The organism is Paenibacillus sp. MT86 (genome assembly GCF_058792535.1).
Genome location: NZ_CM179499.1, coordinates 6,697,329 through 6,720,035 on the forward strand (window position 1 = coordinate 6,697,329; position 22,707 = coordinate 6,720,035).

At 54.6% G+C, this 22,707-nt stretch carries 21 protein-coding genes; 5 read left to right on the forward strand and 16 right to left on the reverse strand.

From position 1 onward, the window contains the following. Position 1: 1 nt before the first annotated feature. The 6 genes from AC3RCL_RS30525 to AC3RCL_RS30550 all read right to left on the reverse strand — a co-directional run bounded on the left by AC3RCL_RS30525 (position 2) and on the right by AC3RCL_RS30550 (position 5,863). The gene (locus AC3RCL_RS30525; RefSeq protein ID WP_009593006.1) at positions 2 to 301 is read right to left on the reverse strand and encodes a DUF485 domain-containing protein; all 300 of its coding nucleotides are present in this window, start codon (positions 299 to 301) and stop codon (positions 2 to 4) included. Positions 302 to 496: 195 nt separating this feature from the next. Next, complete coding sequence (locus AC3RCL_RS30530) at positions 497 to 1,291, reverse strand: LytR/AlgR family response regulator transcription factor (protein WP_081746233.1); 795 nt, start codon at positions 1,289 to 1,291, stop codon at positions 497 to 499. Then, positions 1,278 to 3,044: a LytS/YhcK type 5TM receptor domain-containing protein gene (locus AC3RCL_RS30535; RefSeq protein ID WP_492533705.1), complete on the reverse strand. Its 1,767-nt coding sequence runs from the start codon at positions 3,042 to 3,044 to the stop codon at positions 1,278 to 1,280. Before AC3RCL_RS30535 ends, AC3RCL_RS30530 begins: the two co-directional genes overlap by 14 nt. A 412-nt stretch (positions 3,045 to 3,456) precedes the next feature. Then, positions 3,457 to 3,903: a threonine/serine exporter family protein gene (locus AC3RCL_RS30540; protein ID WP_009592993.1), complete on the reverse strand. Its 447-nt coding sequence runs from the start codon at positions 3,901 to 3,903 to the stop codon at positions 3,457 to 3,459. A gap of 23 nt (positions 3,904 to 3,926) precedes the next feature. Next, on the reverse strand, positions 3,927 to 4,682 hold the full coding sequence (locus tag AC3RCL_RS30545; RefSeq protein ID WP_015737894.1) for a threonine/serine exporter family protein: 756 nt from the start codon (positions 4,680 to 4,682) through the stop codon (positions 3,927 to 3,929). 197 nt (positions 4,683 to 4,879) lie between these two features. Next, entirely contained in the window at positions 4,880 to 5,863 is a 984-nt protein-coding gene (locus AC3RCL_RS30550; protein WP_192570306.1) for an aldo/keto reductase, read from the reverse strand. A 221-nt stretch (positions 5,864 to 6,084) separates the two neighbouring features. Between AC3RCL_RS30550 and AC3RCL_RS30555 the strand changes: the two genes are divergently transcribed. From AC3RCL_RS30555 to AC3RCL_RS30575, 5 genes are all read left to right on the forward strand, one after another. Next, positions 6,085 to 6,609: a PadR family transcriptional regulator gene (locus AC3RCL_RS30555; RefSeq protein ID WP_096775746.1), complete on the forward strand. Its 525-nt coding sequence runs from the start codon at positions 6,085 to 6,087 to the stop codon at positions 6,607 to 6,609. Positions 6,610 to 6,696: 87 nt separating this feature from the next. Continuing rightward, entirely contained in the window at positions 6,697 to 7,422 is a 726-nt protein-coding gene (locus AC3RCL_RS30560) for an ABC transporter ATP-binding protein (protein WP_492533709.1), read from the forward strand. A gap of 24 nt (positions 7,423 to 7,446) precedes the next feature. After that, positions 7,447 to 8,217 (forward strand): ABC transporter permease, encoded by a 771-nt coding sequence (locus AC3RCL_RS30565; protein WP_192570304.1) that lies wholly within the window; start codon positions 7,447 to 7,449, stop codon positions 8,215 to 8,217. A gap of 329 nt (positions 8,218 to 8,546) precedes the next feature. Next, positions 8,547 to 9,848, forward strand: coding sequence for a serine--tRNA ligase (gene serS, locus AC3RCL_RS30570; protein ID WP_492533711.1), 1,302 nt, complete (start codon positions 8,547 to 8,549; stop codon positions 9,846 to 9,848). A 560-nt stretch (positions 9,849 to 10,408) separates the two neighbouring features. Further along, a complete protein-coding gene (locus tag AC3RCL_RS30575) occupies positions 10,409 to 11,446 on the forward strand; it encodes an LLM class flavin-dependent oxidoreductase (protein WP_036659353.1) in 1,038 nt (345 codons plus the stop codon). Between the two features lie 70 nt (positions 11,447 to 11,516). Here AC3RCL_RS30575 and AC3RCL_RS30580 read toward each other — a convergent pair whose 3' ends face one another. The 10 genes from AC3RCL_RS30580 to AC3RCL_RS30625 all read right to left on the reverse strand — a co-directional run bounded on the left by AC3RCL_RS30580 (position 11,517) and on the right by AC3RCL_RS30625 (position 22,691). Then, positions 11,517 to 12,275 (reverse strand): SDR family NAD(P)-dependent oxidoreductase, encoded by a 759-nt coding sequence (locus AC3RCL_RS30580; RefSeq protein WP_192570302.1) that lies wholly within the window; start codon positions 12,273 to 12,275, stop codon positions 11,517 to 11,519. Between the two features lie 106 nt (positions 12,276 to 12,381). Continuing rightward, positions 12,382 to 13,134, reverse strand: coding sequence for an SDR family NAD(P)-dependent oxidoreductase (locus AC3RCL_RS30585; protein ID WP_036659355.1), 753 nt, complete (start codon positions 13,132 to 13,134; stop codon positions 12,382 to 12,384). Between the two features lie 17 nt (positions 13,135 to 13,151). Next, positions 13,152 to 13,583, reverse strand: a complete 432-nt coding sequence (locus tag AC3RCL_RS30590) for a MarR family winged helix-turn-helix transcriptional regulator (RefSeq protein ID WP_492533714.1) — start codon at positions 13,581 to 13,583, stop codon at positions 13,152 to 13,154. Between the two features lie 469 nt (positions 13,584 to 14,052). Further along, complete coding sequence (locus tag AC3RCL_RS30595; RefSeq protein WP_452518838.1) at positions 14,053 to 14,694, reverse strand: nitrite reductase; 642 nt, start codon at positions 14,692 to 14,694, stop codon at positions 14,053 to 14,055. 85 nt (positions 14,695 to 14,779) lie between these two features. Then, positions 14,780 to 17,212: a heavy metal translocating P-type ATPase gene (locus AC3RCL_RS30600; protein ID WP_096775737.1), complete on the reverse strand. Its 2,433-nt coding sequence runs from the start codon at positions 17,210 to 17,212 to the stop codon at positions 14,780 to 14,782. 36 nt (positions 17,213 to 17,248) lie between these two features. Next, entirely contained in the window at positions 17,249 to 17,449 is a 201-nt protein-coding gene (locus AC3RCL_RS30605) for a cation transporter (RefSeq protein ID WP_213580740.1), read from the reverse strand. A 285-nt stretch (positions 17,450 to 17,734) separates the two neighbouring features. Next, positions 17,735 to 18,058: a metal-sensitive transcriptional regulator gene (locus AC3RCL_RS30610; protein ID WP_096775736.1), complete on the reverse strand. Its 324-nt coding sequence runs from the start codon at positions 18,056 to 18,058 to the stop codon at positions 17,735 to 17,737. Between the two features lie 246 nt (positions 18,059 to 18,304). Beyond that, the gene (locus AC3RCL_RS30615) at positions 18,305 to 20,383 is read right to left on the reverse strand and encodes an alpha-glucuronidase family glycosyl hydrolase (protein ID WP_492533717.1); all 2,079 of its coding nucleotides are present in this window, start codon (positions 20,381 to 20,383) and stop codon (positions 18,305 to 18,307) included. Positions 20,384 to 20,576: 193 nt separating this feature from the next. Continuing rightward, on the reverse strand, positions 20,577 to 21,593 hold the full coding sequence (locus tag AC3RCL_RS30620) for an endo-1,4-beta-xylanase (RefSeq protein WP_486046343.1): 1,017 nt from the start codon (positions 21,591 to 21,593) through the stop codon (positions 20,577 to 20,579). Positions 21,594 to 21,755: 162 nt separating this feature from the next. After that, complete coding sequence (locus AC3RCL_RS30625; RefSeq protein WP_036659372.1) at positions 21,756 to 22,691, reverse strand: carbohydrate ABC transporter permease; 936 nt, start codon at positions 22,689 to 22,691, stop codon at positions 21,756 to 21,758. Between the last annotated feature and the right edge of the window lie 16 nt (positions 22,692 to 22,707).

The following is a 22,707-nucleotide window of genomic DNA, read 5'->3' on the forward strand; positions in this document are numbered from 1 at the left end:
ATTACGCCCCCATATCCTTTTTGATATCGTCTACCATTCGGTCAAACTGGGCCGCTTTGCGGGAGTAGAGAATGCACAGAACCCATGTCATGACGAATTGGGCGAAGGCAAATACCCAGGCCCAGGTGATCGGGCCGATCGCCGGGTGATTCAACACGTCGGTGTACGAAGTAAGGATCGGCAGCGCAAAATAAAACAGAAGAAAAAAGACGGTCATCGGAATAATGAACCGTTTCTTGCGGGAGAGCAGCGTTTTGAATTTTTCGGAATGCCATACTTCGGTATAGCTTTTTTCTTCCATTGCCTTTCCCTCCATTAACGATCAGGATCTATTGCGTCTTTCATCAATGAAAGCGCTTTAGAATGATTATATACGGGAGGATCGACATCGACCACAGCTCCTGCGCGAAACGTCCGGCAGGGTGCGCGAAAGGGCGGATATGCCGCCCGAACCGGGAGGCAACCGCCATACTTGAACGCTATTCTTTGTCCTTTTTCAAGCCTCCCTAAGCAACCGGAACAAATCCCGTGCAGCCTCCCGGGACAATGGAATCATCGACCGCTGCTCATCCTTCAGCACGATATTATAAGCCCCATTCTGCCAAGGGGAGAGCTCCGCGATCCAGTTCACGTTAACCAGATAACTGCGATGAGGGCGAAAGAAGGAGTAACCCGCAAGCTTCTCCTCCAGCTCCTGCAGGGTGCTTTTGCTCGTAATCCGCTGGCCTTCCGCCGTCCATACGCGAATGACACGTTCCTCGCGCACCGCGTACAGGATCGCCTCGGGATCAACCAGCACATGTTTATCCCCGTCGTCGAACAGAAGTTTGCCGCGCATGCTGCGGGCGGCGGCCTCCGTGGATGGATAGGGAGCGGCCTGTATAGCATCGTGAGCCTCCTGTTTCGGGAAGGCATTCCCTTCCTGAATCCTGCTTCGAATTCGCTGCAGGGTTTCTTTCAACCGCATATGGCTGTAAGGCTTCAGCAGGTAATCGATCGCGTTCAGGCCAAACGCTTCAACGGCATACTCGTCGTAGGCCGTCGTAAACACAATCAAGGGCGAGATCGGGGAGGCCTTCAGCATGCGCGCCGCCTGCAACCCTTCCAGCTCCGGCATATGAACGTCGAGAAAGACGACATCCGGCTGCCGCAAGGGGACAAGCTCCAGCAGCTCCCGTCCGTTCGCGGCATGCGGAAGCAGCTCGATATCGGGCTCCTGTTCCAGCAGGTAAGCCAGCTCCTCCCTTGCCAATCGTTCGTCTTCCGCTATCATCGTTTTAATTCGCTTCACGGTACCGGCTCCCTTCCGACAAGCTGCAGGGGATGCTGAAGGATATGCTGCAGCCGCCCTCTGCGAGATTCTCCACGATAAGTCTGGCCTCTTTGCCAAACATGCTGATTAAACGCTGATTGATATTGTAAATGCCGTTTCCCGTACCCTCGCTGCCGATGATCGGTTGATCGCCTAAGCTGTCCAGCACTTCCGGCGAAATGCCGATCCCGTTGTCCCGCAGTTGAACAACCGCCATATCACCGGCCCGGCTTAGGCTCAGCCGAATGACGCCTCCGCTCGCTTTGTCGCGCAGACCGTGCTTAATGCTGTTCTCCACCAGCATTTGCAGCGTTGCCGGCGGAATCATAAGCTCGCCAAGCGCGGGATCGAGCTGGCACTCAAACGCGAACTGATCCTCGAACCGGATCTGTATAATGTCCAGATAGGCATTCAACAGCTCCATCTCCTCGCGAATGGTCGTTCTGAGGGACGCCATGACCTTGACGTTCAGGCGCATGAACGCCCCCAGCTGCATTGTGGCATGTCGTGCCAGCAGCGGATCGGTGCGAATCAACGAATGAATCGCGTTGAGGGTATTGAATAGAAAGTGCGGATTGATCTGCGCCTGCAGCAGCTTGAGTTCCGCCTCTTTCATTAAATGGCTCATCTTCTCGTGTGCGGTGGCCCCGAGCTGATAGGAAATCAGCTGTCCCAGCCCCTGGGCCATCACCAGCTCGACGCGCCGGATATCCTCCGGCCGCTTGAAGTAGAATTGAATGACGCCCACGACCTGGCCCGCCTCTATGATCGGGACAAGGATGGCGGCGCCGAGCGCCGGATGCCGGGGCTGGATCTCTTCCGCATTCTCGATGACTCGAAGCTCGCCGGTCGCGATGACGCTCTTGGTCAAGTCCGATTGGATCTCTTCTCCGGGATCAAGGATACGGCTTGCTGTGCCGGCATGGGCCAGGAACCGCTCCGTATCGGTAATGGCGACGGCCGCTGTTTTCAGCTCTCGCAGCAGCAAGGCCGCCACGGCCTGAGCCGTACGGTACGTCAGTCCCTGCTTCAGATGCGGGAGCGCCGATTCGGCGATATGGAATGCCTTCTCCGTCTCATACGCGGCTGCACGTTCCTCCTCGGTGAGCGCGACCCGCAGCATCGTCGTAAAGATTGCAATGGAGATGCTGTTCGTCAGCACCATCGGCAGGCCGATCAGGTTGACCAGTTCCACTGCACGATCCGGCTCATCCGCACAGATCAAAATCATCCCCATGAGCAGGATCGGAGCGAACATGCCGACGAATAACGCTTTCGCCGGCGAGATGACCCGCTCCTGCGAGAAGAATCGGGCCACGCCTCCCGCCAGCGCTCCCGTTAACGGCACGGCGATTGCGCCTGCCAGCCCTGTGGCACCGCCGATATACAGGAGGTGGGCTCCTGCCAGCAGCCCGCCCCCGATGCCAACGCGGGGACCGCCGATCAGTCCGCCGATCACCACCCCGACCAGGGCGGAGTGGGCCAGGGCCTGCTCTCCGGTCAGCCGCATCAGCCAGAAGGAGGAACTGGACTCGCCGTTCTCCACGACAACGCCCGCATAGGTCCCGAGGATGCCGAAGAGCCCGAACAGGCCGGAATAGATGAACATCCGCATGCCGGACATCTCTTTGCGGTCCAGCAATTGGCGGAACAGCGGAATTCTCGTCAGTATAAAAGTCAGGATGAGCAGCATGCCCATCCGTTCGAACAAATGCAGCGTCAGCTCCTGCATGGACATCCCTCTTTTTTTTGATGGACTTCGAATCGAATCGAATCTTCATCTGACGTTCGGTAACGCTGTAGATACGGGAAGAACACCTTTGAATACGGTTTCATTTTTGCAAGAAAGATTATATAGCATGTCGAGGATTTGGACAATAAAAAGGCATAACATGAAACTAATGTAAAAAAATGCATGAAGGAGGGGAGGATATTCACGCCTTGGCGAGCGCGTAAAAAACCGTATCCCGCAAAATGCGTACATACGGCTGGTTCATCAATTCAATTACACACGCATAGGTGTCCCTCCCCCGGATGATAACGAGTCGGAGCATGGGCATTTTCCCGCCGGATCGAAGCGCATGCTTCGCATATAAACCGGGTTCGTTTCAGGTTGACGGGGTTCGGGTTTCAGGGTTACTGGTTTATCGGGTTATCGACCATTTCCTTATGACCTGATTGGTCACCTCCGACAGCAGCAACCCCAGCGCGATGGCGCCTGAAATCATGAACGCTTGGGCCCCCAGCTGGACGGCCTGATCGAATTGATTCTGGGCCACATGGCGAAGGGCATTATAGGCGACACCGCCCGGTACGAGCGGAATAATCCCCGACACGCTGAACACGATGATGGGAGTCTTGTATTTTTTGGCGAAAAAATGACTGATCATCGTCACGCAAAAAGCCGCGACTACGGTGGCCGTCACCGGCTCAACCCTCATATCCTGAAGCATGATGTAGAGCAGCCAGCCCACCATGCCGGCAAACCCGCACTGCAGCAATGCTTTCTTGGGTACGTTAAAGATGATCCCGAAGGCCGCCGAAGCAACGAAACTCGTAATAAGCTGCTGTATATAAAAGGTTGCCACCATTATCCCTCCACCCTTCCCATCTCTTAGAATGACAAAGTAAACGCAATGCCCGCGCCGATGGCAAAGGACGTAACAAAAGCCTCCGCCCCTTTGGACAAGCCGGATATCAGATGCCCCGCCATCAGATCGCGGATGGCATTCGTGATCAGCAAGCCCGGTACCAGCGGCATCACGGAACTGATGATGATCGTATCCAGCTGATGGCCGAATCCGAATCTGACCATCCAAACGGAGGTTATGCCGATGACGAGCGCACCCGAGAATTCGGCGAAGAACCGGACGGGAATGACCCGATGCATGAATACGAAGCAGGAGAAGCCCAGACCGCCCGCAACGGCCGCCGGTACGAAATCCGGCCAGATGCCGCGAAACATGATGAGAAAGCACCCGCTTGCGATCGCTGACAGTAGAATCAGCACCCATGTGGGATAAATGGCCTGCTCATGCTCGATTCGCTCCAGGGCCCGGTAAGCCTCTTCCATCGTCAGCTCGCCGAGGCTGACGCTCCGGGACACGCTGTTGACCTGATCGATCTTATGGAGATTGGTTGTCCGATCCGAAATACGAATAAGCCGCGTAATATGCTGCGGCTCCTCCACCGAGAAGATAATGCCCGTCGGGGTCATATAGCTGTGGCTGTTCTCAACGCCGAAAGCCGCGGCGATCCGCATCATCGTATCCTCGACCCGATAGGTCTCCGCGCCGCTCTGCAGCATGATTTTGCCTGCTAACAAGCAGACCTTGATAATGTCATGCTCCCGCTTCAACAAATCATTCAAATCGACAATCCTCCCGCTGAACACATTCCGATTCAGAATCTTTGCCTATATTATAGTATCATTTCCATGATAAAGCATAGGATATGCTTTAAAGCAGCGCTGCAGCAGCTTCCGTTCGTTTGATTCCATCTCATCGCCCTAAACAAGAAGCCTCCCGATGACCGGGAGGCTTCTCTCCTATTATTCTCGAAATCGGCTTAATAGGCGCCGCGGATGTGCGTGGCTACCTGCTCCTGATAGAAAAGCGCAAGGCGTTCTTTCTCCTCCATGCTGAACGAAGGCACGTCCAGCGTGCCCAGGTTGTCTTCGATCTGGCGGACGTTGCGGAAGCCGGGAATCACGGCAGTGACCTCCGGGCAATCCAGAATCCAGCGCATGGATGCACGAGCCATGTCGCCTCGGCCCTCGGCAATCCAGGCGAGCTCTCTGGCGAGCTCGACACCTTTTTCGAATCGGAGGCCGGCAAAAGTCTCGCCTACGTTAAACTGCTCGCCGTTCGCGTTGAAATTTCGGTGATCCCCCTCGCTGAAGGTAGTGCTCTCCGTAAATTTTCCGGTTAGCAAACCGCTGGCGAGCGGCAAGCGCACCAATATGCCGACGCCCGACGCTTTGGCCTTCGGGAGCAGCTGGGCCAGCGGTTTTTGGCGGAACAGATTGAAAATCACCTGAAGGGACCTCACCCCCGGTACCCCAAGACAGAACAATCCTTCTTCCACCGTCTCCACGCTGACGCCGTAATGCCGGATTTTCCCCTCGGCCTGCAGCTTGTCCAGCACTTCAAACACCCGTCCGTCCTTTAATACCTCGAAGGGAGGGCAGTGAACCTGGTAAAGATCAATCCGCTCCCGCTGCAGCCGCTTCAGACTGCCCTCGCAATAACGGCGGATCGACGCCTCGGAATAGGTCTGAAGATCATGAATATCACCGGCGCGGCAAAACTTGGTGGCCACATGCACGGTATCTTCTTTCCCTTTGGTTGCGCGCGCGAGCAAATCCTCGGCATGCCCGTCTCCATAGACGTCGGCCGTATCGAAGAAGTTTACGCCCTCGCCGATGGCGCGGTCCAATCCCTTCAAGGCTTCCTGATCATCGGTCTGCCCCCATGAGCCTCCGATCGCCCATGTGCCGAAGCTGACCTCGCTAATGTGAAGCTCCGTATTTCCCAATTGTCTGTAATTCATCGACGTTATAGCCTCCTCATCCAACTGCCATACTAGTTCACACTACTAGACTAAACGTTAAATCGCTTTCATTCAATCCATATGTCATATATCTATTTCATCGGGGATCGTTGACAAATGATTCCATCGTCTTTATAATTACAATCATCGAATAACCAACGTTGGATATTCAGCAATGGAATTCATCATTCTACACACACATCCTAAGGAAGTGATCCTACATGACCAACCTCATCCTGCTTTCATTTCTTCGCCAGCGTCCGATGCACGGATATGAAATCCAGCAGCTCATTCAGGCCAGCCGTATGGACCTGTGGACGAATATCCTGTCCGGTTCGATCTATTACGCGCTGAACAAGATGGAAAGCGACGGGTTGATTGCAGCCACTGCCGAAGAGCGAACCGGCGCGAGACTCCGCAAAATTTACAGCATCACGGATGAAGGCGAGAAGCTATTCCAGCAGATGATCCGCGAGACGTTGACGCTTCCTCCCCACACCGTCAAATCCGACTTTTCGCTCGGTTTGGTCTGGATCGAGGACATTCCTAAGGAGGAAGCGGTGGAATTGCTGGAGCAGAATCTCAAGCAAGTGGAGGAATCGTTGGCCCAGTGGCGTTCGGGTAAGGAAATCAAGGGCCAGTACGGCTTATCCAAGATCGCCCTTGCCACCTTCGATAATGCGATTTCGATCCTGGAACAGGATATCGCCTTTCTCCACAAGATCATCGCAATCGTTCAAGAATAAGCCTCAGCTTCTGCTGCGGCTTTCATTTCCGGCAAATATCCAATATTGGATATATAACATTGGACAAATAAGGAGCGTGCAACGAAAATGACGTTAACTACACTCATTCAAGCGAAGGGATTAAGAAAAACCTATGGGCAGCGGACGGTCGTACGGGATGTGACTCTGAACATACGGGAAGGCGAAGTGCTGGCGATTATCGGGCCGAACGGCGCGGGGAAATCAACGACGCTGGATCTGGTGCTGGGTCTGCGCCGCCCCGATGCCGGTACGGTCACCTACTGGACATCCGATCCTTCGCCGCACATCGGGCTTCAGCTGCAGTCCACACCCTTCTTTCCCGGATTTACCGCCATGGAGAATCTGCGCATGTTCGCGGCTTTCTACGGCAAACGTCTCAGCGTCGCGGAGCTGATCCGGCACCTGGACCGATGCGGACTTGCGGAGGCTGCCAGGACCGATGCGCTCAGACTCTCCGGGGGGCAGCAGAAACGGCTCGCCATTGCCATGACGCTGGTCCACGACCCCAAGCTGCTGTTCCTCGACGAGCCCACCGCAGCGCTGGACCCGCGGGCCCGCCGGGATATCCGGGAGCTGATCCGTTCATTGGCGGATACCGGCACCTCCATCGTATTCACCTCGCATGACATGGAGGAGGTCCATAAACTCGCCACCCGGCTGGTGCTTATCTGCGGTGGAAAGGTGCAGGCCTCCGGCACGCCGGATGAGCTGCTCAGCCGTTACGGCACGGACAGCCTGGAACAGCTGTATATCCAATTGACCGAGGAACTCGAAAATGGAGAATGCAAGTAAAAAGAAACCTTAGGAGGAATCGATATGCGTATGATTATGGCAACGATGCTGCGGAGCATGTTCCGCGATACCCACACCCTGGTTTGGAACATCGTTTTTCCAATCGCCATGCTGGTCGGATTGGGTCTTTACTTCCATGATGCGGCCTACTCCCACCGACTTCTCGCAGGCGTGCTGACAACCAACATCCTGTTCGGGGCTACTATGGTCACCGCTTTTAACGTCATGGCCCAGCGCAACCGGGGCATCTACAAGCTGCTGCGGGCGACGCCCTTTCGAACCGTCTCCTTCATTGCCGCAATGACAGGGGCACGAACCGTGCTGGCACTGCTCGTCAGCGCCTGCGTGATTCTCATGAGCCTGCTTCTGCTTGGGGTGCAGCTGAGCCTCACGGGACTGGCGCTGATGCTGCTCGTACTGCTGATCGGCACCGTCTGTTTTACCGCGCTCGGTTTTCTGGCTGCCAATCTGTCCAGGGACGAAGGCAATGTCAACATGATCTCGAACTTGATGAGCTTTCCGATGCTGCTGACCAGCGAAGCCTTCTACTCTTTGGAACATGCCCCATCATGGGTCGTCACCCTGGGGCAGCTGCAGCCGTTTCACCATCTGGTCGATGCCATGGCGATCGCAGTCCATCCGCAGGGAGATTTCGTCGGCATATGGATGCCGCTCCTCATCCTGACCGGCTTTACGATCCTCATTCTCGGAGCGGCGGCGTGGACCTTCCGCTGGGACGCAGAGCAGCCTGTCAGCTGGAGGCAGGGATCCGCGAAGAAAGCGGCGTCGACGTAACGGCGTACAAAAATCCGGTTAACCCCTTGTATAAAAGACATCTCATGCGGTATACTGAACAACAATATCAGTATCAGGCCGATGATGAGCTTCCAACTCTGAGGCGTTCTCGTCAAGGGGATTCGATCTACACCCGATCAGCCGTCCCCCTAAGTTAACCGGACCCGCCCGTTACCGCGGAATCAAAGTGGATTGAACGCAGGCCGACATGTTCCTTGGTCAGGTTACGGTTCAATCAATTTGGGTGGCACCGCGAGCGCATAAGCGTCCCTCGTCCCATATGGACTAGGACGCTTTTTTATTTTTTAGGGCAAAGGAGCGCGGTGATTATGTTAGATATGAAATGGATCCGGGAGAGCGCGGATCATCAGGAAGAATTGCAGCAGGTGGCTGACCGGAAAGGGATCGCCCTTTCGGTTGCCGAGCTTGTCCGGCTGGATGACCAGCGGCGTACGCTGCTGTTGGCCGTGGAAGCATTGCGTCAGCAGCGTAATGCCATCTCGCAGGAGATCAGTGCCCTGGTGCGGCAAGGCAAACCGGATGAAGCGGAACGGCAAAAACAGCAGGTCAAAACCATCAACGAGGAACTAGACCAGCAGGAAACGTTATACCGGGAGGTTAACGAAGCTTATAGCGAGCTGCTTATACTCGTACCGAATATCGTTTCGCCGGACACGCCTGTGGGAGCCTCGGATGAGGACAACGTGGAGATCAGACGAGTAGGCGAGCTCCCCGTGTTTGATTATCAATTCAGGGACCATGTCACGCTCGGGGAACTGCACCGCATGGTCGACATTCCCCGCGGCGTCAAAACCGCTGGCACGCGCAGCTACTACCTGACAGGCATCGGCGCAATGCTCCATCGGGCCGTTCAGCAGCTGGCGGTGGATATGCTGGTCGCCAAGGGTTTCACCCTTATGGACGTACCGTTAACCGTAAGGACGGAGGCTATGCAGAATACCGCCTTCTTCCCGCTCGGTCAGGATCAGGCTTTTCAAATTACGGAGCAAGATAAATGGCTCGTCGGTACCTCGGAGGTGCCGTTGGTATCGTTCTACAGCGGGGAAATCGTCGATGTAGCGGAGCCGATTCGCCTGGCAGCAGCATCGCTTTGCTTCCGGAGCGAGGTTGGCTCGGGCGGCCGGGACGTCCACGGCCTCTATCGGGTGCACCAGTTCGCGAAGGTGGAACAGGTCGTTCTCTGCGAAGCCAGCACGGAGGCCTCGGAGCTGCTTCTGCAAGAGATTACGGCCAATGCCGAGGAGCTGCTGCAGAAGCTCGAATTGCCTTACCGGGTCGTTGCCGTCTGTACCGGGGACATGTCGCAGAAAACATACAAACAATACGACATCGAGACATGGATGCCAAGCCGCGGAGCTTATGGGGAGACCCACTCGTCGTCGAATCTGCTCGACTTCCAGGCGCGCCGCTCGAACATCCGCTACGGGGACGCGGAAGGCAAGCTGCGCTACTGTCACACCCTGAACAATACGGCCGTGGCTTCGCCGCGAATTCTCATCCCGCTGCTGGAGAACCACCAGCAGCCCGACGGTTCGATCCTCATTCCGAAGGCGCTCAGGCCTTACATGAACGGGATGGAGCGGATTGAGCTGCCCAACGGAGCGGAATAAGGACACCATCAGCTTATTATCTAACGTTCAACAACGCAGCCATTTGATGGCTGCGTTGTTTGGTTTTTTTAAACTCATATTATGTGAGAAGCTGTGCATCGAAACTCCTTCATTAAAAATGCATGAATAGGGTTTAGCGATACTTAGACCAGCTTAAAAAGCATATACTATATGGATGAGCTGCATGCCGATTTCGAATCTAATAGCTTTCAGCAAAGCTAGACCATTCGATCATCGCAAGAAAAATTTCCGCTAAACGCGGTCTGGCTTCTCTGGGGATTCTTCGATGTACATTTTTCTTTAGATGATCGAATCTATAAGCTTTCAGCAAAGCCGGACCATTCGATCATCGCAAGAAAAATTTCCGCTAAACGCGGTCTGGCTTCTGTGGGATTCTTCGATGTACATTTTTCTTATGGATTAAGTAGGTATATAATGTTCGTTATATAGAGATACCATTTTTCGATAGATGGATTTCATGTCCGGCGTCCGTTCGACCGGGTGCCCGTCTCTATATAGAATACTTACCGTGCCGTGCACGAATAAGGAGGTCATACCGTATGACAGAAGCAAATCTTGACCATACAGCGTCCAAAACGCTTCGCGATATTCCGATTTCCATCCTCGATCTGGCGCCGATTACAGCGGGCAGCACAGCTGCACAGTCGCTGCGGAATACGCTTGATCTGGCTCAGCATGCCGAGAAGTGGGGCTATAACCGCTACTGGCTTGCCGAACATCACAACATGCCGGGGATCGCCAGCTCGGCCACTTCGGTGGTCATAGGCCATGTGGCCGGAGGCACCAGCAAGATCCGCGTCGGATCCGGCGGCATTATGCTGCCGAACCATGCTCCGCTTGTCATTGCCGAGCAGTTCGGCACCCTCGAATCCCTGTATCCCGGCCGGATCGATCTAGGTCTTGGCCGTGCGCCGGGTTCGGATCAGCTAACCTCCCGAGCGCTCCGCCGCGGCCCGGGCAGCGACGGCCAGGACTTCCCAGACCGCCTCGGCGAGCTGCGGAATTACTTCCAGCCTACCTCCGGCTCGTCCATGCGCATCCGGGCGATTCCGGGGGAAGGCCTGCATGTTCCGATCTGGCTGCTCGGCTCCAGCGGTTTCAGTGCGCAGCTTGCGGGTCAGCTGGGGCTTCCGTTCTCTTTTGCTAGCCACTTTGCTCCGGACTATCTAATGGCAGCGCTCGATCTGTACCGGACCAGCTTCCGCCCTTCATCCGAGCTAAGCAAGCCGTATGCCATGATCGGCGTGAACGTGATCTGCGCCGACACGGATGAGGAAGCGCAGCGCCTGGCTACCTCGCCCTACCAGCAGTTCCTGAACATCATCCGGGGCCGCACCGGCCAGCTGAGTCCGCCGGTGGACAGCATGGATGATCTGTGGAACCTGCAGGAGCAGGCTATCGTGAAGCGCCAGCTCAGTTTTTCCGCCATCGGCAGTCCCGCAACCGTCCGCGCGCAGCTGGAGCAGTTCCAGCAGTCGACGGACGCGGACGAAATCATTGTCGCGGCCGCGATCTATGATCATCAAGCGCGCCTCCGTTCTTATGAGCTGCTGGCGGAAGTCGTCGGCATTAAATAAACGTCATGCCAAAAAGACCAGTCAAGCCCGAAACTCCGGTGCCTGACTGGTCTTTTTTTCAATCCGGATATTACAGCGTCAGCCCGCCATCAATCGTAACCAGCGAGCCCGTCATGTAGCTGGAGCCCGGGGAAGCCAGGAAGGCAACCACGTTTGCGATTTCGTCCGCTTCAGCCGGACGGCCCATCCGCATGTTGCCCACTTCCTCAGGCACGTAGCCGCCTTCCATGAAGGACTTGGCCACCGCTGCGGTCAGCGGCGTCTGAACGCCGCCCGGGCAGATGGCGTTCACGCGAATGCCCTGCTTCACGTATTCCAAGGCAGCCGCCTTGGTCAAGCCCACAACCGCATGCTTGCTTGCCGAATATGCGGCGGCACTGTGTTCGCTGCGGATGCCCGCCGTGGAAGCCGTGTTCACGATATGTCCGCTGCCCTGTTCCTTCATGACCTTCAAAACATACTTCATGCCAAGGAAAGCGCCCTTCACATTCACGGACATTTGACGGTCAAATTCGTTCTCGTCGATATCGTCCAGCATGGAGAACTTCTGCACGATACCTGCATTATTGAAGAAGAAATCGATTCGGCCGTAAGCTTCAACCGCCTTGTTCACATAGTTCTGTACATCCTCGGTTTTTGTCACATCCGCCTGCACGAAGATTCCCTCTCCGCCCTGCTCCTTAATCAATCGCAGCGTCTCTTCGCCGGCTTCCTTGTTGAAATCCACGAGCACAACCGCGGCACCGCTCTCTGCCAATTTCAGGCTGGCGGCTCTGCCGATCCCGCTGGCCGCGCCGGTAATGACAGCAATCTGTTGGTTATCGGACATGAAACAACACTCCCCTTGATGAAAATAAATATAGCGTCTGACTGAGCTTGTGTCCTTATGATTCAAAACATCGACAGCTTATGAACAAGCTGAATGAATGTCCGGCTTACTTCGCGAAATACCCGCCGTCGATCGGCAGCTCGACGCCCGTAATATAAGAGGACTCGTCGGATGCCAGGAACAGCACGCCGCGCGCGATATCTTCCGCTTTGCCGAGTCGTGGCAACGGCGTCTGGGATTGGAACCACTGCATCATTTTTTCGTCCTTGAAGAGATCCACGGTCATTGGCGTTTCGATGTAGCCCGGGTGAACCGAGTTGCAGCGGATGTTATGCTTCGCAAAGTCAACGGCCGTGGCTTTGGTCAGCATGCGTACCGCGCCTTTGCTTGCCGTGTAAGGACCGGCGCCGCTTCCGCCCGTCAGGCCGGCAATGGAGGAGATGTTGACGATGGAGCCGCCGCCGGCTTCGATCATGTGCGGAATGACATATTTTTGGCCGAGGAATATGCTCGTGACGTTGATCGACATCGTCTTCTCCCAGCCTTCGACCGTCAAATCCATGAACGGCGTTGCATTGGAGACACCGGCATTATTGACCAGAATATCGATTTTGCCGAATTTTTGAACCGTCTCGTCCACGACGCGGACCCAATCTTCTTCGGAAGCAACGTTATGCTTGATTCCCAGTGCTTCGCCGCCGAGCGCTTCAATCTCAGCGACAACGTCTTTGATTTTGTCCTCCTGAAGGTCCGTAATCGCAACCTTGGCCCCCTCTTGCGCAAACAAAAGAGCGTCAGCTTTACCCATGCCTCCAGCCGCACCCGTAATAATCGCTACTTTATTGTCTAATCTTCCCATATAAATACCTCCTAATGTTAGTCGTTGGATTGGCTGTCCATATGGGACTGCCCGATCTTAAGCTGCAAATGCTCGATCATCTTCTCGTACGAAGCGATCAAGACATCCATCTCCTGATCCGAGAAATCCGACCATAAGCCTTCATTCAATTCACGGTACTTCGCAATCATCCGGGCTTCCACCTCGCGTCCCTGCTCCGTGATCCTAAGATAGACTTGACGCCTGTCCTCGCTCGACGGTACCCGTTCAATATAACCCTTGCTCACCAGCTTGTTGCTCAAGTTGGTGACAGCCGACAGCGTAACATTCAGGGCATTGGCAAAATACGAGCTGGTCTGCTGCCCCTCATACGCCAAGGTCTGAAGCACGTAATACTGGGGGCCGGTCAAATCATTGTCCAGAATCTTGGCATAGTTCGCCACAAGCGTCATCATCTGACGGGCTACCATGTTAGATAAATGCTCCCGCTTATCCAGTTTCATCACCTCGATGCTTAACGAAGTCCCACACTTATATATTACGAATTTAAATAGTTAAAAGCTTTTAACAATTAAAATTGTATACCCTTTCACATTGCTCGTCAACCACGATAAAATGCCCGATTTGGTGGTTATTCCCACATTTACGCCCGATGGAAACCCGTCTATATTAAAAATGATTCGAATTGGCCAAGCTGGGCAAAGATGCTGCTGCACTACAAATCTGCCAAATAGAAAAAGAGCACCCGCAGGTGCTCTTGAAAGTATATCCATCGTTGCTTCGGCGTAACCCTCTAAACTACACATGTTACCTTGAAGAATAAAGAAGATGTCTTGGTGGCGCCCAACTGGACTCCGACGGATGGGAAGAGCTCCAGTATCCAGCCTCCACCGACAAAAAAAGCACCACCCTGAGGTGATGCCTTTCATTGTCCTTCGTTCATCCTGCCGTATCCATCCGCGCATCCAGCGTGGATTGGCGGAGATGATCCAGTGTCATGCGCTCAACGAAACGCGAGAACTTCTCTTTTTTCTTGCCGTGCTCCTGGTAGATGGCGATCAGCTTCAGAATGATCGGAGCCAGCTGCTCCGGCGTTAAATCCGCATGCAGCTGCTTCGCCAGCGAAGCCTTCAAGCCTCTCGGCTCCCCGCCTACATAGATATCATAGGTATTTCGCATCTTAATAACGGCAATATCCTTCAGCAGCGGCTCGCTGGTGCCGAGCGCGCAGCCTGCGTACCCGATCTTTAGCGGATTGGGTACGGGGTGGTCGGCGATAGCTTCATCCAGCATCTTGGCAACATCCAGTCCCGAATCCTCCGCCCCCCGGCAAAAGTTGCAGGTAATCAGGCTCTTGGAGACGAAGCCGGCGGGATGTACCTCCAGTCCGGCGGCTTCCAGCTTCGCCTTGGCTTCCTCCACCCGCTCTTCATCCATCTCCACGTACAGCTGCTTGAAGGTTGTCATCTCGATGCGGGCATCATCGCCTACGATGGACCCCAATACGGCCAGCTGATCCGGGCGGAACAGCGTTCCGCCCACTTCAAAGCCGGGGGTCACAGCAAATTTTTGCATGGCCAAATGTCTACACTCCCATCAAGTCACCCTAATCGTTTTCTTGCTTGGTTACCAACATACTCTATATAAAAGGCCTGCCTGCCTCCCGTTATACCTTCATCCGCTGCAGACGAAGGGCATTCAGCACGACCGATACGGAGCTAAGTGCCATGGCAGCCCCGGCCACCCAAGGCGCCAGAAGCCCGATGGCGGCAATCGGAATGCCGAGCGAGTTATAACCCAAGGCCCAGAACAGGTTCTGACGGATGTTGCTCATCGTCTTGCGGCTCATGTAGATGGCGTCCGGAATGCTGTTCAGGTCGCCCTTCATCAGCGTAACGTCGGCGGCTTCCATGGCCACATCCGTACCTGTGCCGATGGCCATCCCGATATCGGCAACCGCAAGGGCCGGGGCATCGTTAATGCCGTCGCCGACCATGGCGACCTTCTTGCCCTGCTGCTGGAGTTTCTTCACTTCATCCGCTTTGCCCTCCGGCAGTACCTCGGCAAGCACATGGTCAATGCCAACCTGCTTGGCGATGGCCTGAGCCGTGCGTTCGTTGTCGCCGGTAATCATGATCACTTCGATACCCATTTGCTTCAGCCGTGCTACAGCAGCCTTAGACGTCTCCTTGATGGTATCCGCTACGGCCACAAGACCGGCATATCGGCCGTCTACCGCGGTAAGCATAGCAGTCTTACCCTCGGTTTCCAGCTCCGACATTCTGGCCAGGACCGCATCGATCGGCACGTTATGCAGTGCCATCAGCTTGCGAGTACCGACCAGAACTTCGTGTCCTTCCACGCTGGCCTGGATGCCGTAGCCCGGAATCGCCTCAAAATGCTCGGCAGTCGGAAGCTTCGTCCCTTTCGCCTCAATCCCGGCCACGATCGCTTCGGCAAGCGGATGCTCGGAGCTCTTCTCGGCAGCTCCGACCAAACGCAGGAACAGCTCCTGATCGATGTTATCGACTTCCACATCGGTCAGTTCAGGCTTGCCTTTCGTGACCGTTCCTGTTTTGTCCAGAATAATCGCGTCGATTTTGTGCGTGGACTCCAGATGCTCCCCGCCCTTGAACAGAACGCCCAGCTCTGCGGCACGGCCCGAACCCGCCATGATCGAGGTCGGCGTAGCCAGACCCAGCGCACACGGACATGCAATAACCAGGATCGCAATGGCAATTTCTAACGATTGCGCGAAATTACCGGGCGTTACCCAGAAGTACCATACGAGGAAAGCAACAATCGCAATCCCGACCACGATCGGAACGAAAATGCCGGAGATGACATCGGCCACCCGCTGAATCGGGGCCTTGGAGCCCTGCGCTTCCTCAACCACCTTGATAATTTGGGCTAGAGCTGTCTCTTTGCCCACCTTCGTCGCTTCAAGCGTCAAGCGTCCGTTCTTGTTAATCGTAGCGCCGATGACGGCATCGCCCGCTTTTTTCTCAACCGGAATGCTCTCACCGGTCAGCATCGACTCGTCTACCGCCGACGTGCCCTCCACGACTTTACCGTCCACCGGAATTTTCTCACCCGGCTTTACCAGTACTAAATCACCCACCAGGACCTGTTCCACCGGGATGGTCATCTCCTGACCGTCACGAACGACCAGCGCCGTTTTGGCTTGAAGACCCATCAGGGTTTTAATGGCCTCCGAGGTGCGGCCTTTGGCCAGGGATTCGAACAGTTTCCCCATAATGACCAGCGTGATCAGCACCGCACTCGTTTCATAGTACATTTCAGGCCCATGGTGTGCATTTGCTCCGGCAGCGGCCCAATCGATCGTTAAATACAGGCTGTAGAAATAGGCTGCCGAGGTACCGAGTGCGACCAGAACGTCCATATTGGCGCTTTTGTTGCGGAGAGCCTTATAAGCTCCCACATAGAATTGTTTCCCGATAAAAAACTGTACCGGCGTTGCCAGGATCAGCTGGAACCAAGGGTTCATGAACAGATCGGGCATCCAGATCCAGGAGGTGAAGGAGAAATGGCTTACCATGGCCCAGAGCAGCGGCAGCGACAGAATCGCTGACAGGAGCAGCTTCCGCTTTTGCTTGGTGATGGCCTCCTTGCGGTGACCTTCCTGATCAAGCGTCTCCTGTTTGGAAACGGCCTGATACCCGAGCTTCTCCACGCGCTGTTGAATATCGCTAAGGCTGACCTCGGCGGGATTGAATTCCACCCGGGCCGTCTCCAGTGCAAAATTGACATTGGCCTGATTAACACCTGGCATCCGGCTAACCACTTTTTCGATTTTCGTAGCACAGGCCGCGCAGTACATGCCAATCAGCTGAAGGTCCACCGTTTCCTTTGCTGTTCCGTAACCCAGCTTTTCGATTTTCTCTTCCATCTGCTGGACGGTAACCACACTCGGATCAAATGTAACCGACGCTTTTTCCAGCGCAAAATTCACATTCGCTTCCTGGACGCCCTCCATTTTGCTAAGACCCTTCTCAATCCGATTCGCACAGGCGGCACATGTCATACCCGTTAACTGCAGCGACGTTTTCTTCTGTTCCATTGTTGCTTCTGCTCCCATCTTCTCCTCACCCCTCTTCATCCTCGTGCCGTTTGGTTAAACTACGTTATATCCTTGTTCCTCGATAATTTCTTTGATTTGATCCAAATTGACTTTGGCTGCGTCATATTTCACGGAGACCGTGCCTGCCTTCAAATCCACATGTCCCTCGATGTTCTCATTCTTTAAAGCTCCTTCGATGGAATTCACGCAATGCATGCAGGACATGCCTTCTACTTTTATTGTTACCTGTTCCATAATCAATCTCTCCTTTAGGTATTGGATTTATTAGGGCTCTGTTACAGCCAAGCCCGAATGAGTTATCAAACTCGTTGTTCTCATTTCTTGATGTTAGTATACCCCCCTACCCTATAATTAGTCAATGGGTTTTCTCATTTTTTTTGAAAAACATGGCCGCGTTATGATTAAACCGCATAACCGTGCGGTATTTATCAACTTCAACAAACAATTGCTGCCACCTTCCAAAGGTGGCAGCTCCATGGATATTCTTCGTAATCGGATAGCCCCAGCAGGGAACTTTCGTTACTTCATCAGCTTGTTCATGGTGGTTAACAGCTCGGTAATGACCTCATCGTCGCCTTCCTGGAGGCGCTCCACCACGCAGCTCTTCATATGATGCTCCAGCAGCAATTTGCTGACGCCGTTCAAGGCCGACTGGATCGAGGAGATCTGGTTTAACACATCGTCACAGTACGTATCCTTCTCAATTAAGCCCTTCACGCCGCGAATCTGCCCTTCAATCCGGTTCAACCGGCTGATGAGATTGCTTTTCGTTTTGTCCGAATGGTGGCTCTTCCTTTCACCGGTTACTGCGCATGCATCATGTGCATGGTTCTCGGTTGTCATACCCATTCCCCCCTTGATCACGTTACTTCTTCTTATTCTAACCCTAGTATATCATATAGCCCCCCACCCTATAAAGCCCAGCTTATGGTAATGAGATTGCGGATCATTTTGCCGTGGAGGCATGTCATCTATAGTATATGCTTGTACCCGCGATAATTTTCGGCCATGAAAAAGGGGGCCTCATCAGGCCAGCAGCCTGATGGGGCACCCCCCTATATTTTTGCATACGGAAAAACCTGAGCTCCCTTAATAAATCGTCCGCCCCTGCGCATCCGGCACCCCGGATTTGCGGTAAAAATACGTATTGATCACATCCCGCCAGTGCTTGGCATGCTCGGCCTGATCAGCTAACCGTTCGGTGACTTGGGTTAAACGCTCCAGATCGACCTTGCCTTCGAGCGATGTCCAGGCTTTCAGGAGCCCGGCCGCAGCTTCCGCACCTTCGAAGTGCGTGTCATAGATATGCTGAATCACCGTTTTACCGGATTTCAGCGCATGCGAGTACGGCACATGATGGAAGAACAGCAGCAGCTCGTCAGGACAATCCTCCAGCGAATCATATCGGGCCGCATTCGGCTCGAAATACTGTGCGGTGTACCCCGTGCCCGTCGCCACCGTGCGGTCCACCCCAATACCATCCCGATCCGCGAAATGGTAGGTGCCCCACCTTGAATATTCATAACCGTCCACATCCGGTCCGTAATGCGTATGCGGCGTAATCATCCAGCCCACCCCGAGCGGCGACGTGTAGCTTTCATAAATCGGCCACGATTTCATCAGCATGCCGCACACCACGGCAACCACCGTCTCATCATTGCCAAAGGTCAGCCTCGTCCATTCCTCCGCGATCCCTTCGGCGGACATATCCGGATTCCAAACCAGCCGGCCGTATCCATACAGATTCGCCTGCGCCAAGGTGTGTCCCGTCCAATTCTCATCATTCCCGATGTTGGAAACGGCGGCGATCCCGCTGTATTTCATGCCGTGCAGCGAACCGTCCACGATCTTCTTAACCTCGGACCCCGTTCCGTTCGCGTAGGTATCGAAATCCAGCACCTCTTTCCACTGCGGCACCAAATAGCATACGTGGCGCTGCTGTCCGGTATATTCCTGGGCGATCTGAAACTCCAGCACCTGATTGGTCTCTTTCATGCTGCCGAACAGCGGGGATACCGGCTCCCGTACTTGGAAGTCCATCGGACCGTTCTTGATCTGCAGCAGCACATTGTCCTTAAACCGTCCGTCCAGCGGGGTAAAATGATCATAGGCCGCCCGCGCGCGGTCCGTGCTGCGGTCCCGCCAATCCTGCATGCAGTTGTAGACGAAGCAGCGCCAGATGACAAGCCCGCCATGCGGTTCCAGCGCTTCGGCCAGCATATTGGCGCCATCGGCGTGGTCTCTGCCATAGGCGAACGGGCCCGGACGGTGCTCCGAATCCGCCTTGACCACAAAGCCGCCGAAGTCCGGTATATGATCGTAGATCTCATTCGCCGTATCCTTCCACCACTGCCGAACCTCTTGATCTAGCGGGTCCGACGTGGGTACGCCGCCGATATGCAGCGGAGCGGCGAAGTTTATGCTCAGGTACAGTGTGATGCCATATTCCCGGAAGATATCCGCGATCTTTGCAATCGTCGGCAAATATTCCGCGGTAATGAACTTCGTCTCGATTTCATGCACATTGACGTTATTAATGGAGATGGCATTCAGGCCCACGGAAGCTAACAGACGGGCGTAGTCTCTTACGCGATCCAGATTTTCGGTGAACCGTCCGTTTTCGTAAAAAATTGAGTTGCCCGAGTACCCCCGTTCAACCGAGCCGTCGGCATTATCCCATTGATTTATCATCCGCACTCCGTTCACAGGCTGCTCGGTTATGTTTAGACCGGTCAACGGCTGGTGGGATGCCAGCAATCTCAATAAATGGAACACCCCGTATAACACGCCTTTCCCGGATCCGCCGGTCAGGATCAGCTTCTCCTGCTGCCCATGGCCTGTATGCTCCAGCCGAAAACCCTCTGCGCCCAGCCGGGCTTTCCCCGCGCCCATCGAATCTTCCCCAATCTGTTCCGTGCCCTCTTCGGCGTCTGCCGCATGAATACGCACCTCGAAATAGGATGAAGCCTTGGCCTCGGATGTGATGGACGGTACGATGCCGAGCATGGATCGACATGCATGCCTCAGTTCCTGGATCGCAGCGTTTGCCACCCGCGACTGCTGCAAATCCGCAACCACGGTGCCTAACAGTCGGCTGTACGCGGAAGCAAGCTCCTCGTCCTTAATGGGCGCATACTGCAGCCACGCTTGATATAAAGCGCTGTTCAACGTAATTTCCCCCTTCTTGGGCCAAGGTTAACGTTTCTCCCCAGCATCTCACTGTTTTCGAATCCTGCTTCCTTAAGGACTAACATGCAGACGCCGGTCACAAGGACCGGCTAGATGACAAGCTGATGGCGCTTCAGCCGCCTATATTATTGCTGTCGTTATCTAAAATGATGGGTTCAACCCCCTAAAATCCTTACACTTTGACCATACGCTCCACCAAGCGATGAAACGCCGGTTTCGGCTGATGCCGCTCATCGAACAGGAAAGGCCAATTCTTCCGCCCCCGTACCGGGAAATTGTCCAGCCAGGTGTAATCGTCGGCAGCGCCCCAGAAGGTCACGGACGTAATATAATCCCGGTATTCCTTCAATATGCCGAACATCGCCTCATACCGCTTCGCTTGAGCCTCCAGCAGCTCCTCCGGCGCCTCGGTCAGATCCTTCCGCTTGTCGTCGAACCGGAACATCGACACATCGAGCTCCGTGAGTTGAAGCTGCAGGCCGAGCGACGCGTACTTCTCGATCGCCGCCCGGATATCGTCAAGATCCGGATCGTACAGATTCCAGTGGGCCTGCAAGCCAACGCCGTGAACAGGAGTTCCTTGATCCAGCAAAGACTTGACCAGCGTGTAGATTTTGTCCCGTTTATTCGGGTGGGACTCATTGTAATCGTTATAGAACAAGAGGGCCGACGGATCGGCTTCATGCGCATACTCGAATGCCTTGGAGATAAAGTCGGGGCCCGCAATGTCCAGCCATTTGGACGGACGAAGAAGTTCGGCGCCTTCATCGGCGATTACCTCATTCACGACGTCCCAGGCGTAAATATCGTCCTTGTACCGCTTCACGACCGTGTCGGTATGCGACTTAAGCCGTTCGTACAGCGTGGCTTTATCCACCAGGCCCCCGTTCTTGTCCTCGAACAGCCAGTCGGTCGTTTGGTTATGCCATACCAGCGTATGGCCGCGCATCTTCATGCCATGCTTGCGGGCGAAAGCGGCAAGCCGGTCCGCGTCCTCGAACGTGTACGTATCCTCCGCCGGGTGCACGCTGACAAACTTCATTTCATTTTCCGCCGTAATGCTGTTGAAATGGTACGCTAGCAATTCCTCCTGCGTTTCGATCGTCCTCGGGTTCACGGCCGCTCCGATGAGAAAGTCATCCGCGAACATCTCCTTAAGCCTGGGTTCACTTCGCTGCGTATTGGACATATCCAATCCCTCCTTAGAATTAAAGATAATAGCAAAATTGATCGTTGATGATCGTGATGCGGCGGCATCCGTTGGTCGACGGACATCCAGACATGCCGCGGACCACGCACCGTGTGCACCATGGAGCAGTGCGCACGGCGCATCTTTAGCGGTTCCCGCAGCTTAACCTTTCACCCCGCCAAGGGTCATCCCTTGCACGAAGTATTTTTGCAGGAACGGGTACACCAGAATGATCGGCACGCTGGCCACAATGGTCATCGTCGCCCGAATGGAGGTCGGGGTGACCTGATTCGCGCCGCTTTCCGAGCTTGCAAACTGGCTTGCATAATCGTTGCCCGAATTCAGCGAGGAGTTCGAATTCTGGAGTATTTTCATCAGCTCGTATTGCAGGGTGCTAAGCTCGCCGTACGAGGAGTTGTACAAGAACACGTCGAACCAGGAGTTCCACTGGGATACTGCCGTAAACAGCGATACCGTGGCAAGCACGGGCACGCACAGCGGAAGCACGATTTTCAGGAAGGTCGTGAATTCGCCGGCGCCGTCGATCCGGGCCGATTCCAGGATCCCCTCAGGCAATCCCTCGATGAAGGAGCGGATGACGATGACGTTGAATACGCCGATCAGGCCAGGAATGATGTACACCGAAAAGGTGCCCAGCATGCCCAATTCGCGAATCAGCAGGAAATTCGGAATCAAACCGCCGCTGAAATACATGGTCAAAATGAAGGCGATCGACACGAATTTGCGCAGCACGTATTCCGGACGGCTGATCGTGTAGGCCACCATGGCACAGCAGAATACGGAAGTGATCGTACCGATCAACGTACGCAGAACCGAGATGAAGGTAGCGTGGAATATCGTGGCTTCGTTAAATACATATTTATAATTCTCCCACGTGAAATCCCGCGGCCATAAATAAATGCCGCCTTTCACCGAATCCGTCGCATTGTTGAAGGAAACCGCGAGCGTATTGATGAACGGGTACAGCGTGACAATCATGAGACAGATCATGAAGACTATATTAAAGGTATCGAATAACCGGTCCGCGGGAGACTTGAACCGGGCATGGGCTCGCGGTGCATCTGAAATCTTCGCCATATGAATCCTCCTGTAC